The organism is Bradyrhizobium sp. WYCCWR15520 (assembly GCF_056174665.1).
In genome coordinates this window covers 266,841-281,614 of sequence record NZ_JBWBWM010000006.1, presented here as the reverse complement: position 1 = coordinate 281,614, position 14,774 = coordinate 266,841, and the positions used below count along the sequence as shown (strand labels likewise).

Below are 14,774 nucleotides of genomic sequence, written 5' to 3'. Positions count from 1 at the left end.
GCGTCCGCGGCCGCCAGGTCCCGCGCGCGAGGCCCGTCCGCCGCTTGGTCAGGACGAGCAACGCCCGCCGCGCAATCTGCGCGCCGATGCGCCGCCGCCCGGTGCGCCGCGTCCGCCGCAGATTCCGATGCAGGATGCCGGCCTGCCGCCACCGCCGCCCCGCGAGCGCGGCGGCGGTCCGCGCCGTGGTCCTGACAATAACGGCTCGCCGCCGACGCCGCCGCAGCCACCGGGCATGCGCGGCTTCCGAGACATCGCGGCGGACGCCGACGATCTCGGCCGCGCCGCGGCGCAAGCCAACCGCAACGCGCGGAAAACCTATGCCAACGTGCCGTCGCCCTCGCCGGAATTCGACCGGCTCGAGCCGAGCATGGAAAACCGCGGCGCCGATCCCGACGCGCCCTATTCGTACGACGAATCGCAGCCGGAGGCCGACCGCTACGCGCCGCCGCCGCCGATGCCGCCGTCGCGCGAGCGCCCGCGGCTCTCGCAGGATCGCGAGCCGCCGAACAAGCGCGCCCGCACCGGCGCCGCGTTTCCGTTCAAGAGCGCAATCGCCGTCGGCATCGTGCTCATTCTGGTGGGCGCCGGCATCCTATGGGGCAAGCAGGTCGTCTCGACCGTCAGCGGCCTGTTCAAATCCACGTCCGTGGTGGAAGCGCCGAAGGATCCGGCCGCGCCCCAGTCGCGCCCGAAGATTCCCGATCGCGTCGGCCAGCCGTCGTCGAGCGAGAACGTGGCGCCGGTGGCGCAGCGCGTCGTGCTCTATGACGAGGACCCCTCCGATCCCAAGGGCAAGCAGTATGTCGGCTCGGTGATCTGGCGCACCGAACCGATCAAGGCGTCGGGCAACCAGAAGCCTGATATCGCCGTGCGCGCCGACATCGAAATCCCGGACCGCAAGTTCAAGATGACGATGTCGTTCCGCCGCAACACCGATTCCTCGCTGCCGGCGAGCCACACTGCGGAGCTGACCTTCATCCTGCCGCAGGATTTTACGGGCGGCGGCGTCGGCAACGTGCCGGGTATTCTGATGAAGTCCAACGAGCAGGCCCGCGGCACGCCGCTCGCCGGTCTCGCGGTGAAGGTCACGGACGGGTTCTTCCTGGTCGGCCTCTCCAACGTCGATTCCGACCGCGCCCGCAATCTGCAGCTCCTGAAGGAGCGTTCCTGGTTCGACGTGCCGCTGGTCTATGTCAACCAGCGCCGCGCCATCATCGCGATCGAAAAGGGCGCCCCCGGCGAACGCGCGTTCAATGACGCGTTCGCGACGTGGGGGGAGTAGACTTGGGGGCAGTGAGGGCGCTATCAAGCCCGAGCTGATCTCGTTGCTCCTGGAAATCGATCGCCGCGCGACTTGACGTAATAGTTCAATAAAAAACGGCCTCAGCATGCTCTGCTGAGGCCGTTTGCATTCGGGATCGAGCGAGGCGACCGCCTCACTCGGCGGCGGCGGCGCGCCTCCGCGCGGCGCCTTCGCGGTCCATCACGGCGCGGCAGCCCGGGCTGACATGGGCGCGGTTCCTGACCATGCAGGCGGTGATTCGCTGGACGTTGGGGACTTCATGGCCGCATAGCCGCATGGCGTCGCCGGTGCACATCTGCTGCGCCTCCGAGAAGGCGAGGCCTGGGCCTGCGGATAGCGCCGTCGCCGCGCAGGCGATGGCAAAGAGAAGTGCGATTCTGCTTGTATGATGGAAAGTCATTTGAGCCGATCCCCAAGGGTTGCGCGCGGTGCTGGCCGCTGTTGATTGGGGGCGCTGCACGCGGTTTGCACTGCCGCACACGTCATCCTTCACACGGGAATAGCCCCGTGTGTGGTTGCTCGATTTCTGCCAATGTCCGAATCGAAAAGTGCTGCGCCGCTCCACCACGAATTATGCGCCAATGCGGCGAAGCTGCAATGCTTGCGTCAACACTTCTCTAGACTGTTGCGAGCGCGCCACGTCGAGCGAAGCGCGGAGGTGAGTCGAGGAGGCGTTTGACGCCACGCCTTCGCCGGGTCGACGAGTTCCGAAGACGGAACGGGCGCGGGGTCTCTCTGCTTCGTCGTTCTCATCTTCATCGAACGGCGCCTCAGACGGCCACTGGCGCGATGGGTCGCGCGCCATCCCTGATCTCCGCGTCCGCTTGCCTTCGAAAGCGGGCGCTGGCCGGTCCGGCTGCCAGCAGCCGGCCGCGCTAGCCCTTCCGCTTCGCAAAAGTCCGTACAAATGCGGAAAATCCGCCGTTCGGAACAACCACCCGTTAGGGAAGACTGAGTTACGATCAGCGGCTATTGCTCGCGCGCGCCGCATTGCTTTCGTTGGGGTCAAAGGGCTGCCGAAATCAGCCTCGGGTGGCACTCACATGCTCGTTCGTTCCGCTGCCGATATGTCCATAAAGCTGCCGGCCATCCGTGCGGTGGAATGGCCGCTGCAGCAAGCATTGCGGTGCGCTGAGGCGATCCGGATGGAGCCGGGATAACCATGCCTGCCGCATCGTCTGACCTGCGCGCCGAATTGAATGGCGCCGAAAAGGGTGGACCCGAGCACGACGCCCAAATGCTGGAGGAGGTGACCGACCTCTTCCTGTCCAGTGTCGATCGGCTGAGTGAATCCCAGATCGGGGCCGTCGATGGTGTCCTCGCTCAACTGGTCGGGCGGGTGGAAGCCGCGACCTTGCAACAGCTCAGCGAGGCCCTCTGCACCATCGAGCAGGCGCCACGCCAGACGATCCGCAACCTGGCCTTTCATGACAACGCTCTGGTCGCCGCGCCCGTTCTGAGACATTCCATCTGCCTGTCGGAAAAGGATCTCCTAGAGATCATCCAGACCCGCAGCCAGCAGCATTTGCTGGCGATCTCTGACCGGAAGACTCTCAATGAGACGCTGACGGACGCCTTGATGCGATTTGGCGACGTTAACGTCTCCAACGCGCTGGCGCGGAATGCGGGCGCCCGCTTTTCCGAATGCGGTTATGCGACGCTGGTCGGGCGGGCGGAGAAGGATGAAAACCTCGCGGAGAAGCTCGGCGTTCGCCTGGACATTCCTGGCAACCTGCTGCGGGAGCTGCTTGGCCGGGTGGCCGACGTAGTCCGCGCCCGGTTCCTGACGGCGTCGCGGCCTGTCGCACGGAAAGGTTCTGCCGCAGCGACCGCCGGACAGGCCAGTCCGGCCCGCAAGGCGATCGACTATACACAGGCGCAGAACGAGGTCGTTGCACTCAATCGCACCGGCAAGCTCAACGATTCCATCGTGAACCGGTTTGCGGTGAGGGGCGAATACACCCACGTGGTCGCTGCGCTGGCGCTGAAGGCGGACGTCAAGGTCGAGGCCATCGAACCCTTCCTCGAGCCCGACCGGGTGTACGGATTGATCGTCGCGTGCAAGGCCGCCCGGCTGACCTGGTCGACCACGACGATGATCGTTCGCAACCGCCCCAACTGTCCGCCATCCACGGACCGGGAACTCGAACAATGCGTCGCGGTGTACGAGACCCTGCTGCTCTCGGTGGCGCAATGGACGATCCGGTTCGGCTCCGACCGGATCCTTGGAAAGAGCGGCGAGACTGCCGCGGCAGCCCCGGCCGCCAAGGGCAAAGTGAAGCAACCGGCTTAGCGATCCGTTCATCCTGCGAGCACGGGTCCCTGATTTTGCGGAGCCTGTCATCGGGCGCGCGACGGTTGGCTCCATCCGGCTGCGATCGCGCAGGCTGACGGCCCTTGACTCTCCCTTGACCGGATTTGAAATTGCCCGCGGCCAAAGCGCGGGTGAGACATCGGATCATGTCCGGTTTTTCGAACGTGAACGGTTGGTCCGATGGAGAGCCTTGCTTCTTCGACACATCGACTCGACGCAGAGGTCGCCATGAAACGCTATCTGATCTTCGGGGCTATCGGCCCGCTCGTCGGCGGGTTCTTGATGCTGGTCGCGACCACGGTAGCATCGGGTTACTGGACCGACACCAGTTGGTCGGAGATCGGCAAGTTTCTCGGCGCCTTCGTCAAGACGCTGCAGTACAGCTATCTGTTCGGCCTCGTGCCGGCGCTGATGGTCGGCGCCATCGACGACATTCTCTATCACGTCAGACGCATTTCTTTCGTGGCGCGGCTGCTGTTCGTGGCCATCATCGGCTTTGCCGCATCATCGCTGCTCTATGGCTCGCGCGGGCCGGACACCGGCGTGGTGCAGTTTTTGCTCTATGGGCTCGTCGGCATGGTGCCAGCGGTGCTGTCGTCCTGGCTAGCGCACAAATACGCGGACGCGCCGCAGCCGGTGCATTCGACGTAGGGAGCCGAGCGAAGCGACGAAGAGATCAGTCGTTGTCGGCGGAACGCGCATCAGCGATGTGACAAGCGATAATTTGACGCAACTTGTACCTCGCATACGCGTTACCACCTGATGACCATGTCGAACGACGATCTCTATACGCCGCCGCGATCACGCTCCGGGCCATCCTCCCGGACGCGTGCGGCCGGGCGTGGCCCGGTCATCGACCAGGAGGGGCGCGAACTTCCCGAAGCGAACCTGCACACGCCGTTCGAGGGATTGCGGTTCGATTTCGGTCATTCCGCCGCCAATCCGTTCGGCGAACTGACGCGCGAGCAGCGGATCGCGCGGCTTGACGCCATCGCAAAGCTTCTGGACGTCGCCTTCATCGTGCCCGGCACCAATTTCCGCTACGGCATCGACGGGCTTATTGGCCTGATCCCGGTGGTCGGCGATATCATCACGACGGCGATTTCGCTGTGGATCGTCCGCGAGGCGCGGGCGCTCGGGGCGCCCTGGCACATCACGGCGCGGATGCTCGCCAATGTCGCGGTCGACGGCGCAGTCGGCCTGGTGCCGGTGGCGGGCGACGCCTTCGACGTCATGTTCCGCGCCAACGTCCGCAATGTGCGGATGCTCAGGCGCTGGCTCGACAAGCAGCCGCGCCAATAAAAAACGCCCCCGGAATTGATTTCCAGGGGCGCGCTGTTTGAATTTCCAAAAACTCAGGCCGCGTCGGCCTTGTCTTCGGTCGCGGCCGGGCGCGGGCGGCGCGGCAGCGGGAAGGCTTCGCTTTCATAGAGCGAGCGGATGCCGCTCTGGTCGAAGCGGGCTTCCTCGACCTGCAGATAGGCGCCATTCAGCGAATCCGCCGGCAACTCCTCGATCGCGAAGCGAACCGCTTCTGCCGCGGTGCCGAAACGCCGATAGGCAAACCCGGCGCGCTTCTTCTTGCGGATCGCGGCGGGAAAGAGTTCGGCGGCGGTGTTGTAGCTGAAGGGACGCATGGACGGTGACCTCAATCTTTTTCGGCTCTTGCGTGTGAGCAATGGGGATTGGATGACGGTGGGGCCACAGTGGCGGGCCGCGCCGTGCACGTCATTTCAGAGCCCAATATAAGCTTCTTTGACAAAAATGCGACCCCTGAAGTCCGCCATCGGGGGTGATGATGAATCCGCGCATGGCTGCGGGGAACACAAATTTAGTCAAGTTTTTTCAATGGCTTAATGGGATCAGATTTTGTCGAGCAGCAGCAGGATCAGCAGCACGATCAAAATCACGCCAACGAGGCCCATGCCGGAATGGCCATAACCATAGCCATAGCCCCTGAAGCGGCCGGAGAAGCCGCCCAGGAGGATGATGATCAGGATGATGACGAGGATCGTGCCAAGCGTCATGACGCGCGCTCCGAAGGCCCGCGGGTGGCGAGAAAAACGCTCCCGCGGCACGGATCAAAGCATATTCCGGGCCGCGAGTCGTTGGCCGATCCGCCGAAAAAGGGGGCTTCCCTTCTCCCACAAGGGGCGAAGGGAAGAAGTCACTTCTTCGTCTCGTCGATCGGCAGCACCTGCAGCGGCGTCGCATAGGGCTCGACGCGAAGGCTGTCGCTGGCGATCAGGCCGATCTTGTGCAGCGGCGACTGTTCGAGATCACCGCCGGCGGACTTGCGTACCGCGTATCGCCACACGCTCATTGAGCCCTTGGCCACCAGCATCTTGGCAACGCCGCCGGCATTCTGGCTCTCCATCTGGGCGAGATCGCCCTCGCTGATCCCGATCACGATCTCGTCCTTGGTGGTGATGACCTTGAACAGGGAGACCTTGTCGGCGGCGAGGGCAGGCTGGATCACAACGCTCTCCATGATGAAGGTGGCAAGCCCGAGACCGAGCAGCAGACGTTTGGAAATGAGCATGTCGAAATTCATCCTTGTCTGCGCGCCGGGCAGGCCGGAAAGCGTCTCACCAAATAAAAACCCCGCGCGACAAGTCCTTGGTCGCACGGGGCTAAACACAGGTTCGAGCGTTACTCGAACTATTTCGGCTGCAGCTTCAGCGCCGCCGAATTGATGCAGTAACGCAGGCCGGTCGGGCCGGGGCCATCGGGGAAGACGTGGCCGAGATGGCCGTCGCATTTCGAGCATAACACTTCAGTGCGGATCATGCCGTGGCTGACATCGCGCTCCTCGTCGACATGGCTTTCCACGGCAGGCGCGGTGAAGCTCGGCCAGCCGCAGCCGGAATCGAACTTGGCATCGGATTCGAACAGCGTCTGGCCGCAGCCGGCGCAGGTGTACGTGCCCTTGCGGTGCTCGTGCTCATATTCGCCCGAGAACGGCCGCTCGGTCGCCTTCTCGCGCAGCACGGCGTACTGCATCGGCGTCAATTCCTTGCGCCACTCGGCCTCGCTCTTGACGACCTTGCCGGATGTTTTGGTGTCGGACATGGAGTCTCCTTCAGGTTAATCGTCATTGCGAGCAAAGCGAAGCAACCCACATCACCCACTCGGGGAAAGATGGATTGCTTCGTCGCTTCGCTCCCTTGCGCAAACGCTTCGCGTTTGTCGCAGGCAATGACGAGGCGTCAGTTGGTAGCCTTCGCGCTGCTCACCAGCGTCGGCTTCTCGATGTAGTTCTCCGCAAAGATCTTCTTCAGGTTCTCGATCTTCGGAATATCGTTGAAGACAATATAGGGCTGGTTCGGGTGCAGCGTCAGGTAATCCTGGTGATAGTCTTCCGCCGCATAGAACGCCTGCAGCGGGCCGACCTTGGTCACGATCGGCTTCTTGTAGACCTTGGCTGCGTTGAGCTGGGCGATATAGGCCTCGGCCACCTTCTTCTGCTCGTCATTGGCGGTGAAGATCGCCGAGCGATATTGCGTGCCGACGTCGGGGCCCTGGCGGTTCAACTGGGTCGGATCGTGCACGACGGAGAAAAAGATCTGCAGGATCTTGCCATAGCTGATCTTCTTCGGGTCGTACTTGATCTCGACGGCCTCGGCATGGCCCGTGGTGCCGGTGCCGATCATGGTGTAGTTCGCGGTCATCTTGCTGCCGCCGGAATAGCCTGAAACCGCGTTGAGCACGCCGGCGGTGTGCTGATACACGCCCTGCACGCCCCAGAAGCAGCCGCCGGCGATCACCGCGGTCTGGATGCCGTCGGTCGCCTGAACGTCGACGGCGGGGGGCGGAATGACCACGGCTTCCTCCGCGGCGCGCGAAGGTCCGATGGCGAAGGCTGCGACAGCCAGCGCGCCGATGGCGGCAGCGCACAGCGAGAGGCGGCTGAAATGACGAGGGGACATGGTTTCCTCTTTCGGCATTGGTTGGGGACAGTCTAGAGCGGGACCGGCATTTCGCAAATCGGCTCAGATTCTCGCCGACGCCCAAGATACGGCTCCGGGCCGATATTGTTACGGCGCGCGTCACACGAGTTCGTGAATAAAGCGATGCCTGCGCAAGGCCTTAAGCAGGGCGATTGGTCGCGCTTGACCGCTGCGGCCCCCTTTTCCCACTATGAACCGGTGGTCGCGAGCCGCGACCAATGCGCCGGAGCGTTTTGCCGATGTTGCAGGCCTTGTTGCTGGGTCTTGTCATGCTCGCCGCTGCCGGCCCTACGTGGGCGGCGGGCGATATCGACACCTGCCGGAATTCCACAGCGGAACCGGTGGCGCGCCTCGCCGCCTGCGAGAGCGTGATCGCCGACGACAAGATCACCGGTCCTTCCCGCGCAGCCGCTTTCGGCTACCGTGGCGACTCCCTCATGAAGAAGCGCGATTACGATGGCGCGATCGCGGCGTTCACCGCCGCGCATGAGATCGCGCCGCAGAATATCAACATTATCAACGCGCGCGGCATTGCCTACAGCTACAAGGGTGACGACGAGCGTGCGCTCGCCGACTACGATCTCTGCCTGCAGCTTCGTCCGACGTTCGGCAGTGCCTACAACAACCGCGGCCTGATCTTCATGCGCAAGGGAGAGCTGCAGCGGGCGCTCGACGAGTTCAATCTGGCGGTCAAGCATATCTTCAACGATCAGAGCCGCTACCTGCACCATTACAACCGCGGCCGCCTGCAAGGATTGATGAAACAGTACGATGCCTCGCTCGCCGATTTCGCCGAGGCCCAAAGGATCAATCCCGACGGCTCGCAGGTTCCAGCCTACCGGTGCATTACCTACACCGGCATGGGCAGGTTCGACGACGCGCTCACCGATTGCGACGCCGCGTTGGCGAAATCACCGAACAACGTCTACGCGCTGACCAGCCGCGGCAATGCCTATCTCGGCAAGGGCAATCTCGATGCCGCGCTCAACGATTACAACCAGGTTCTCAAGATCAATCCGAACTATGTCCGCGCCTATGTCGGCCGCGGCCAGCTTTTCGAGAAACGCCGCAACCTCGCTGCCGCACGTGCCGACTATCGTTCAGCCGCCAATGCCGTGGCGGCAAGGCGCGAAGACATCGACACCACGCTGGCGCGCGGCATTGCCAAGGAGCGGCTGGAAGCCTTGCTGGGCACGGCTGCGCCGTCGTCTGCGGGCAAGGCCTCGCCGTTGCCGCCATCGCCGGCCGGGCCGCGAAAGGTCGCGCTGATCGTCGGCAACGGCGCCTACAAGAACGTGGCGCCGCTGGATAATCCGGCGCGAGATGCCAAGCTGATCGCGTCGACCTTTCGCGAACTCGGCTTTGCCACCGTGACGCTGGCGTCCGATCTCGGCCGGGACAAATTCTTCGCCTCGCTGCACGAATTCGGCCAGGAGGCCGAAAAGGCGGATTGGGCCGTCGTCTATTATGCCGGCCACGGCATGGAGATCGGCGGGGTGAATTACCTGATCCCGGTCGACGCCCGGCTGAAGGCCGATAGTGATGCGGAAACTCAGGCGGTCGCGCTTGAACAGGTGATCGCAGCGGTTGCGGGTGCGAAAAAATTGCGGCTCGTGATGCTCGACGCCTGCCGCGACAATCCCTTTGAAAAGACCATGCAGCGCACGATTGCGCTAAAACTGGTCAATCGCGGCTTCTCCAATATCGAGCCGGAAGCCGGCTTCATGGTCGTCTACGCCGCCAAGCACGGCGAGACCGCGCTCGACGGCGATGCCGCCAACAGCCCGTTCGCGACGGTGCTCGCGCGCGTCATCAAGGAACCGAGGATCGAGGTGCGAAAACTGTTCGACATCGTCCGCGATGACGTCTGGAAGGCCACCAACCGCACGCAGCAGCCCTTCACGTACGGCTCGCTGCCAGGGCGGGAGGATTTTTACTTCGTGGCGGGCAGATAGTTGATGGCGTCATTGCGAGCGACAAACGCGAAGCGTTTGCGCAAGGGAGCGTAAGCGACGAAGCAATCCATCTCTCCTCATGCGCGGAGGGATGATTGCTTCGCGGAGCCTGTCATCGGGCGCGCGTTCGCGCGACCCGTTGGCTCGCAATGACGGGTCCAACTCACACCACCACGCTCAGCCTTTTCGCCGCGCGCGTAATCCCCGTATAGAGCCACCGTGCCCGGCTGTCCTGAAACGCAAAGCTCTCGTCGAACAGCACGACATCGTCCCATTGCGAGCCCTGCGACTTGTGCACCGTCAGTACATAGCCGTAGTCGAACTCGTCATAAGGCTTGCGTTGCTCCCACGGGATCGCCTCAATGCCGCCTTCGAAGCAATCCTGGCGCACCGAGACCTTGGTGACCTTGTGGCCGAACTCTTCGTCGGGCGAGAGCCGCATGCTCAAGATCTGTGATTTCGACCGCGGCTGGGTGCGCGACTTCACGCGCCACAGCCCGCCGTTGAACAGGCCCTTCTTGCGGTTGTTGCGCAGACACACCAGCTTGTCGCCCGCGACCGGCAAGGGGTCCTCGATGTGCTGCTTCTGGCGCACGCGCATGTTGTAGGCGCGGCGGGTGTTGTTGCGGCCGACCAGCACCTGGTCGGCGCTCATCACGCGCTCGGGGTCGAGCTCGCTGCGCGGCACCACCTCGCTCTCGCCATGGCGGCCGATTTCGAGTTCGCGGCCCTCGCGGATATCCATCGACATCCGCACGATCGGGTCGTCCTGCGCCTGGCGATGCACTTCCGTCAGCATCGCATCGGGCTCGCAATTAGTGAAGAATCCGCCGCCCTGGATCGGCGGCAACTGCGCGGGATCGCCGAGCACGAGCAGCGGACAATCGAACGACATCAGATCACGGCCAAGCTCGGCGTCGACCATCGAACATTCGTCGATCACGATCAGCTTGGCCTTGGAGGCCGGCGCGTCGTCCCACAGCTCAAAACTCGGCTGCTCGACGCCGGATTCCTTGGCGCGGTAGATCAGCGAATGGATGGTGGAGGCGTTGTCGCAGCCCTTGTTGCGCATCACCAGCGCCGCCTTGCCGGTAAAGGCCGCATACTTCACCCCGCCGTCGACGCCTTCGGCGATGTGGCGCGCCAGCGTGGTCTTGCCGGTGCCGGCATAGCCGAACAGGCGGAAGACGGGCGGCGTGCCGTTGCGGCCGGGCTTTGCCTTCAGCCAGTCGGCAACGGCCTTCAGCGCGGAATCCTGATGCGGCGTGAACGTGGTCATGGGGTCCGGATGGAGAGAAGGGCGGAAGGCCGCGACTCAACATAGGCGTAAGCTAACCATTCGCGCGTTCCATGCAAGACAACTTCCGTGGTGCGGAATTGCCATTTCGCTACCAAGGCTGGACTTGCGATTTGCCGAGAATACACTGCCCGAAAACAACAAGCGTTTTGGGAGGCGTCATGAAATTCGGCATCTTTTACGAGCTGCAACTGCCGCGCCCATGGCAGGAGGGCGACGAACTCCGGCTCTACCAGAATGCGCTGACGCAGCTCGAGACCGCCGACCGGCTCGGCTATGACTACGCCTGGGTTGTGGAGCATCATTTCCTCGAAGAATACTCGCATTCGCCCGCTCCCGAGTCCTTCCTCGCCGCCGCCAGCCAGCGGACCAAACAGATCCGGCTCGGCCACGGCATCTTCCAGCTTGCGACAAATCATCCCGCGCGCGTCGCCGAACGCGTCGCGGTGCTCGATCTCCTCAGCAATGGCCGCTGCGAATTCGGCATGGGCGAGAGCGCCTCGATCACCGAACTGACGCCGTTCGGCCGCGACATGGAAACCAAGCGCGAGGTGTTCGAGGAAGCGGTGCAGGCGATCTTCCCGATGTTCACGAAAGTGGGCACCGAGCATCACGGCAAATATTTTGATATCCCCCTGCGCAACGTGGTGCCGAAACCGGTCCAGAAGCCGCATCCGCCGCTGTGGATGGCGTGCTCGCAACTGCCGACCATCGAACGCGCCGGCGAGAACGGCTTTGGCGCACTCGGCTTTCAGTTTGTCAGCGCGGACGCGGCGCATGCCTGGGTGCATGCCTATTACAACGCGATCACCAAGCGGCTGAAGAAGCTGGCGGAGTACGAGATCAATCCGAACATGGCGCTGGTGTCGTTCTTCATGTGCGCCAAGACCGACGAGGAGGCGCGGGCCCGCGCCGACGGCGCCACCTTCTTCCAGTTCGCGTTGCGCTATTACGGTGCGTCGCAGAACCGGCAGCGGCCGGATCCCGGCACGGTCAACATGTGGGACGAGTACAACAAGTGGAAACGCGACAATCCCGAGGCGCAGGAGGCGGCACTGCGCGGCGGCCTGATCGGATCGCCGGAAACCATCCGTAAGAAGTTGCGGCGCTTCCGCACCTCCCACATCGACCAGGTGATCCTGCTCAACCAGGCCGGCAAGAACACCCATGAGCATATCTGCGAGTCGCTTGAGCTGTTCGCCAAAGAGGTGATGCCCGAATTCCAGAACGATCCCGAGCATGACGCGTGGAAGAAGGGGGTGATGAGCGGCGCGATCCAGCTTGAAGAGATCGATACCGAAGCCTTCAAGGACCGTTACGGCAAGCTCGCGATCAATGTCGCGCCAACGCAGAAGGTGGCGGCGGGATAGTGGCTTCGGCGGATATAGAGCTGGGGCGGCGCGATGGGAGGGATCGCGCCGCGCCCTTGGCGCGGGCTGTCAATTCGAGTTTGCGGCTGCCGTAAAGCTGCGATCGACCGCCTTGTTGACGTCGAGCTTCTTCGCAAGAATTCCGTAGCGGGTGGCGCGGTCGGATGCTTCCTGAACTTCCTTGACGATGTTTTCGTCGATCGCGATCGGGCTGGTGCGTTGCGCCTTGTAGGCGCTCAACAGCACGTCTTCGGGAAGCTTGGTGAGCTCGGCGGTATTCTTCGCGTATTCAGGCAGATGATCCAACGACCATAGCCGCGCCTTGTTGAGACGCTGCACGAGATCCTGCACTGCCGCGCGCTTGGTGGCGATGGCGCTATCGGATGCGACGATGAAGGTGACGGTCGGCGTCAGGCCTTCACCGTTGGCAATAACCCGCGCATTGTCCTTGAGCGTGGCATAGGACACGTAAGGCTCCCAGACCGCCCATGCATCGATCGAGCCAGCGACCAGCGCGATCTTTGCGTCCACCGGCCCTAGCGGCGCGAAGGTCGCTTCCTCAATCTTGTGTCCGGCCTTTTCCAGCGTCGCATTGATCAGGAATTGGCCCCAGCCGCCGCGCGTTCCGGCGAGGCGCTTGCCTTTGAGGTCGGCGACAGACTTGACCGGCGAGTCCTGGCGGACGAGGATCGCCTGCGTCCTGGCATCGGAGCGGGTGCCGCCGATGGCCTTGATCGGGGCGCCGGCCGCGTACACCGTCAGGAACGAGAGGTCGCCGGTGTAGCCGACATCGAGCGCACCTGCGTTCAACGCTTCCAGGATCGGGGCGGCAGCAGGAAATTCCGACCATTCGATCTTGTAGGGCAAATCCTTCGCATAGCCCGAGATTTCGAGCAAGGAGCGGTTGCCGCCCTTCTGGTCGCCGACGCGGAGCGTCACTGTTTCCGCGGCCAGTGCGGATGCGGCAATCGCCACGCCGATTGCCGCACTGAACAAGGTCGCGCCGATGCGACGAAGGCGCGTACGGGCGCGCGATTCAAGTTTGGTTGCACTCATGTTCTTGATCTTTCCATTTCATCCGCTGTGTTGCCTGACGCAATCAGCGATGCATCAAAGCCTACGGGCAATGGCACTGCAGTCAATGAAATGGCTGACTGAATATTTTGCCGAGCGTGCAATGAACGTCTCGGCTTTGAAGTAGTGACGAAGCTTGTCTGCTGAATGCCACGAGCACGAGATCAGTCCCGCTTCGGCGTCCATATTTTTGCGGCGCCGGCGTCGACCTTCACCGGAAGCAATCCTTCCGCGAAAAACGCGTCGGCGATGCGCTGCTGTTCGGACAGGCCCGGCGACGTTACGACGCCGATCCTGTAGGAGCGATGGCTGTTGGCTTCTTCCACCGTGGCGGCATCGATACCCCAGAGGCCGCCCAGCAGCGTCGCGGCTTCCTTTGGATGGGCCTTGACCCATTTGCCGGTCTCATCGAGCTTGCCGAAGATCGCGTTCAATACATCGCTGCGCCGGTCGGCAAACGCCGCCGACGACAGATAGTAGCGCTTGTAGCTCGCAAGGCCGTTGCTGCCGTCGGAGAGCACCCGCGCATTGGTCTGGCGTTGCGCGCTGGTGAGGAACGGATCCCACGCCACCCATGCGTCGACGTTACCGCCGATGAAGGCGGTGCGTCCGTCCGCCGGGGTCAGGTAGGCCGGGGAGATGTCCTTGAAGCTGAGGCCCGCTTTGGCGAGCGCGGCAAGCAGCAGGAAATGACTCCCGGCGCCCTTGGTGACGGCGACCTTCTTGCCCTTGAGGTCCACAATCGTCCGGATCGGCGATTCCGCAGCCACCAGGATCGCCTGCGCTGAGGGTGAAGCGGCTTCTTCCGCGATATAGGCAAGCTTGGCGCCCGCGGCCTGCGCGAACAACGGCACGGTATCCGCGACGTCGGCGCCGAAATCGACATTGCCGGTATTGATCGCTTCCAGCAGCGGCAGGCCGCTGGTGAATTCATGCCAGGAGATACGAACGCCGAGCGGCGCCAGCGCCTTCTCCAGTTCGCCGTTGGTCTTGAGGATCGCCGTCAATGTCGACGACTTTTGGTAGCCGATACGGATTGTATCGGAAGCCTGCGTTTGTGCGTTCGCGGAACTTGCTGAAATGATCGTTGCAGCTGCGGCGATGCCGAGCGCGGACTTGATCCGATGATTCATGAAATTGTTCTGCCTGATGGAATTGAAGGAGTTCAATCAGGCTAAGGCGCGCAGGACTTCAGTCAATAGAACCACAATTCGTTGTCAGCGCGCTATGAATGCAACCTTGCTACACCGAGTTCGGATTGCAGATGAAAAATTTCAGTCGTTTACCATTCATCATTCCATCGGCGCCTCGATGACGACGTCGTGCAGGTTGAATGCGCGTGATCGGAAAATGTGCATCCCACCCTAACCAAAGAAAAATGCGTCGCGTCTGGTCGAGATCCGGCAATAAACCTGTCGCGTCACGGCAAGCGCGCAGTGCCGTCATTGCTATTTCTGCAGAGCACTCGACACCCGTCGGAAGCATCATCATCATTCCTGCTCGCATCG

At 62.8% G+C, this 14,774-nt stretch carries 16 protein-coding genes; 6 read left to right on the top strand and 10 right to left on the bottom strand.

The window, feature by feature from the left end; genetic code table 11:
* On the top strand, positions 1–1,285 hold a 1,285-nt coding region (locus AC0QUY_RS09525; protein WP_475386638.1), incomplete at its 5' end, for a hypothetical protein.
* A gap of 154 nt (positions 1,286–1,439) precedes the next feature.
* Here the strand turns inward: AC0QUY_RS09525 and AC0QUY_RS09520 are convergent.
* Positions 1,440–1,706 carry a hypothetical protein gene (locus tag AC0QUY_RS09520; RefSeq protein WP_161849614.1) on the bottom strand — a complete coding sequence of 89 codons (267 nt, stop codon included), beginning with the start codon at positions 1,704–1,706 and terminating at the stop codon, positions 1,440–1,442.
* Between the two features lie 762 nt (positions 1,707–2,468).
* Between AC0QUY_RS09520 and AC0QUY_RS09515 the strand changes: the two genes are divergently transcribed.
* The 3 genes from AC0QUY_RS09515 to AC0QUY_RS09505 all read left to right on the top strand — a co-directional run bounded on the left by AC0QUY_RS09515 (position 2,469) and on the right by AC0QUY_RS09505 (position 4,922).
* On the top strand, positions 2,469–3,599 hold the full coding sequence (locus AC0QUY_RS09515) for a DUF2336 domain-containing protein (protein ID WP_475386637.1): 1,131 nt from the start codon (positions 2,469–2,471) through the stop codon (positions 3,597–3,599).
* Between the two features lie 249 nt (positions 3,600–3,848).
* Positions 3,849–4,271: a DUF5413 family protein gene (locus AC0QUY_RS09510; RefSeq protein ID WP_475386636.1), complete on the top strand. Its 423-nt coding sequence runs from the start codon at positions 3,849–3,851 to the stop codon at positions 4,269–4,271.
* Between the two features lie 111 nt (positions 4,272–4,382).
* Positions 4,383–4,922 (top strand): DUF4112 domain-containing protein, encoded by a 540-nt coding sequence (locus AC0QUY_RS09505; RefSeq protein ID WP_475386635.1) that lies wholly within the window; start codon positions 4,383–4,385, stop codon positions 4,920–4,922.
* Positions 4,923–4,975: 53 nt separating this feature from the next.
* On the opposite strand, the gene AC0QUY_RS09500 is transcribed toward AC0QUY_RS09505, so the two are convergent.
* The 5 genes from AC0QUY_RS09500 to msrA form a co-directional block, all read right to left on the bottom strand.
* Positions 4,976–5,257, bottom strand: coding sequence for a hypothetical protein (locus tag AC0QUY_RS09500; RefSeq protein WP_057836034.1), 282 nt, complete (start codon positions 5,255–5,257; stop codon positions 4,976–4,978).
* 225 nt (positions 5,258–5,482) lie between these two features.
* A complete protein-coding gene (locus AC0QUY_RS09495; protein WP_161849610.1) occupies positions 5,483–5,647 on the bottom strand; it encodes a DUF3309 family protein in 165 nt (54 codons plus the stop codon).
* 140 nt (positions 5,648–5,787) lie between these two features.
* Positions 5,788–6,174 (bottom strand): hypothetical protein, encoded by a 387-nt coding sequence (locus AC0QUY_RS09490; RefSeq protein WP_475386634.1) that lies wholly within the window; start codon positions 6,172–6,174, stop codon positions 5,788–5,790.
* 107 nt (positions 6,175–6,281) lie between these two features.
* On the bottom strand, positions 6,282–6,692 hold the full coding sequence (msrB, locus tag AC0QUY_RS09485; protein WP_161849608.1) for a peptide-methionine (R)-S-oxide reductase MsrB: 411 nt from the start codon (positions 6,690–6,692) through the stop codon (positions 6,282–6,284).
* Between the two features lie 137 nt (positions 6,693–6,829).
* Positions 6,830–7,549, bottom strand: a complete 720-nt coding sequence (msrA, locus tag AC0QUY_RS09480; RefSeq protein ID WP_161849607.1) for a peptide-methionine (S)-S-oxide reductase MsrA — start codon at positions 7,547–7,549, stop codon at positions 6,830–6,832.
* Positions 7,550–7,809: 260 nt separating this feature from the next.
* Between msrA and AC0QUY_RS09475 the strand changes: the two genes are divergently transcribed.
* Complete coding sequence (locus tag AC0QUY_RS09475; RefSeq protein ID WP_202639166.1) at positions 7,810–9,525, top strand: caspase family protein; 1,716 nt, start codon at positions 7,810–7,812, stop codon at positions 9,523–9,525.
* Positions 9,526–9,688: 163 nt separating this feature from the next.
* Here the strand turns inward: AC0QUY_RS09475 and AC0QUY_RS09470 are convergent, their stop codons facing one another.
* The gene (locus AC0QUY_RS09470; RefSeq protein ID WP_475386633.1) at positions 9,689–10,804 is read right to left on the bottom strand and encodes an ATP-dependent DNA helicase; all 1,116 of its coding nucleotides are present in this window, start codon (positions 10,802–10,804) and stop codon (positions 9,689–9,691) included.
* Between the two features lie 179 nt (positions 10,805–10,983).
* Here AC0QUY_RS09470 and AC0QUY_RS09465 point away from each other — a divergent pair, with 179 nt between their 5' ends.
* Positions 10,984–12,192, top strand: a complete 1,209-nt coding sequence (locus tag AC0QUY_RS09465) for an LLM class flavin-dependent oxidoreductase (RefSeq protein ID WP_475386632.1) — start codon at positions 10,984–10,986, stop codon at positions 12,190–12,192.
* Positions 12,193–12,261: 69 nt separating this feature from the next.
* Here the strand turns inward: AC0QUY_RS09465 and AC0QUY_RS09460 are convergent, their stop codons facing one another.
* From AC0QUY_RS09460 to AC0QUY_RS09450, 3 genes are all read right to left on the bottom strand, one after another.
* Positions 12,262–13,248: an ABC transporter substrate-binding protein gene (locus AC0QUY_RS09460; protein ID WP_475386631.1), complete on the bottom strand. Its 987-nt coding sequence runs from the start codon at positions 13,246–13,248 to the stop codon at positions 12,262–12,264.
* 182 nt (positions 13,249–13,430) lie between these two features.
* Entirely contained in the window at positions 13,431–14,399 is a 969-nt protein-coding gene (locus tag AC0QUY_RS09455) for an aliphatic sulfonate ABC transporter substrate-binding protein (RefSeq protein ID WP_475386630.1), read from the bottom strand.
* A 109-nt stretch (positions 14,400–14,508) separates the two neighbouring features.
* Positions 14,509–14,760, bottom strand: coding sequence for a hypothetical protein (locus AC0QUY_RS09450; protein ID WP_475386629.1), 252 nt, complete (start codon positions 14,758–14,760; stop codon positions 14,509–14,511).
* Positions 14,761–14,774: the final 14 nt, after the last annotated feature.

Coding starts and splice junctions, on each gene's coding strand:
- AC0QUY_RS09520 (WP_161849614.1), bottom strand. CDS start 1,706: ATGACTTTCCATCATACAAGCAGAATCGCACTTCTCTTTGCCATCGCC.
- AC0QUY_RS09515 (WP_475386637.1), top strand. CDS start 2,469: ATGCCTGCCGCATCGTCTGACCTGCGCGCCGAATTGAATGGCGCCGAA.
- AC0QUY_RS09510 (WP_475386636.1), top strand. CDS start 3,849: ATGAAACGCTATCTGATCTTCGGGGCTATCGGCCCGCTCGTCGGCGGG.
- AC0QUY_RS09505 (WP_475386635.1), top strand. CDS start 4,383: ATGACCATGTCGAACGACGATCTCTATACGCCGCCGCGATCACGCTCC.
- AC0QUY_RS09500 (WP_057836034.1), bottom strand. CDS start 5,257: ATGCGTCCCTTCAGCTACAACACCGCCGCCGAACTCTTTCCCGCCGCG.
- AC0QUY_RS09495 (WP_161849610.1), bottom strand. CDS start 5,647: ATGACGCTTGGCACGATCCTCGTCATCATCCTGATCATCATCCTCCTG.
- AC0QUY_RS09490 (WP_475386634.1), bottom strand. CDS start 6,174: ATGAATTTCGACATGCTCATTTCCAAACGTCTGCTGCTCGGTCTCGGG.
- msrB (WP_161849608.1), bottom strand. CDS start 6,692: ATGTCCGACACCAAAACATCCGGCAAGGTCGTCAAGAGCGAGGCCGAG.
- msrA (WP_161849607.1), bottom strand. CDS start 7,549: ATGTCCCCTCGTCATTTCAGCCGCCTCTCGCTGTGCGCTGCCGCCATC.
- AC0QUY_RS09475 (WP_202639166.1), top strand. CDS start 7,810: ATGTTGCAGGCCTTGTTGCTGGGTCTTGTCATGCTCGCCGCTGCCGGC.
- AC0QUY_RS09470 (WP_475386633.1), bottom strand. CDS start 10,804: ATGACCACGTTCACGCCGCATCAGGATTCCGCGCTGAAGGCCGTTGCC.
- AC0QUY_RS09465 (WP_475386632.1), top strand. CDS start 10,984: ATGAAATTCGGCATCTTTTACGAGCTGCAACTGCCGCGCCCATGGCAG.
- AC0QUY_RS09460 (WP_475386631.1), bottom strand. CDS start 13,248: ATGAGTGCAACCAAACTTGAATCGCGCGCCCGTACGCGCCTTCGTCGC.
- AC0QUY_RS09455 (WP_475386630.1), bottom strand. CDS start 14,399: ATGAATCATCGGATCAAGTCCGCGCTCGGCATCGCCGCAGCTGCAACG.
- AC0QUY_RS09450 (WP_475386629.1), bottom strand. CDS start 14,760: ATGATGATGATGCTTCCGACGGGTGTCGAGTGCTCTGCAGAAATAGCA.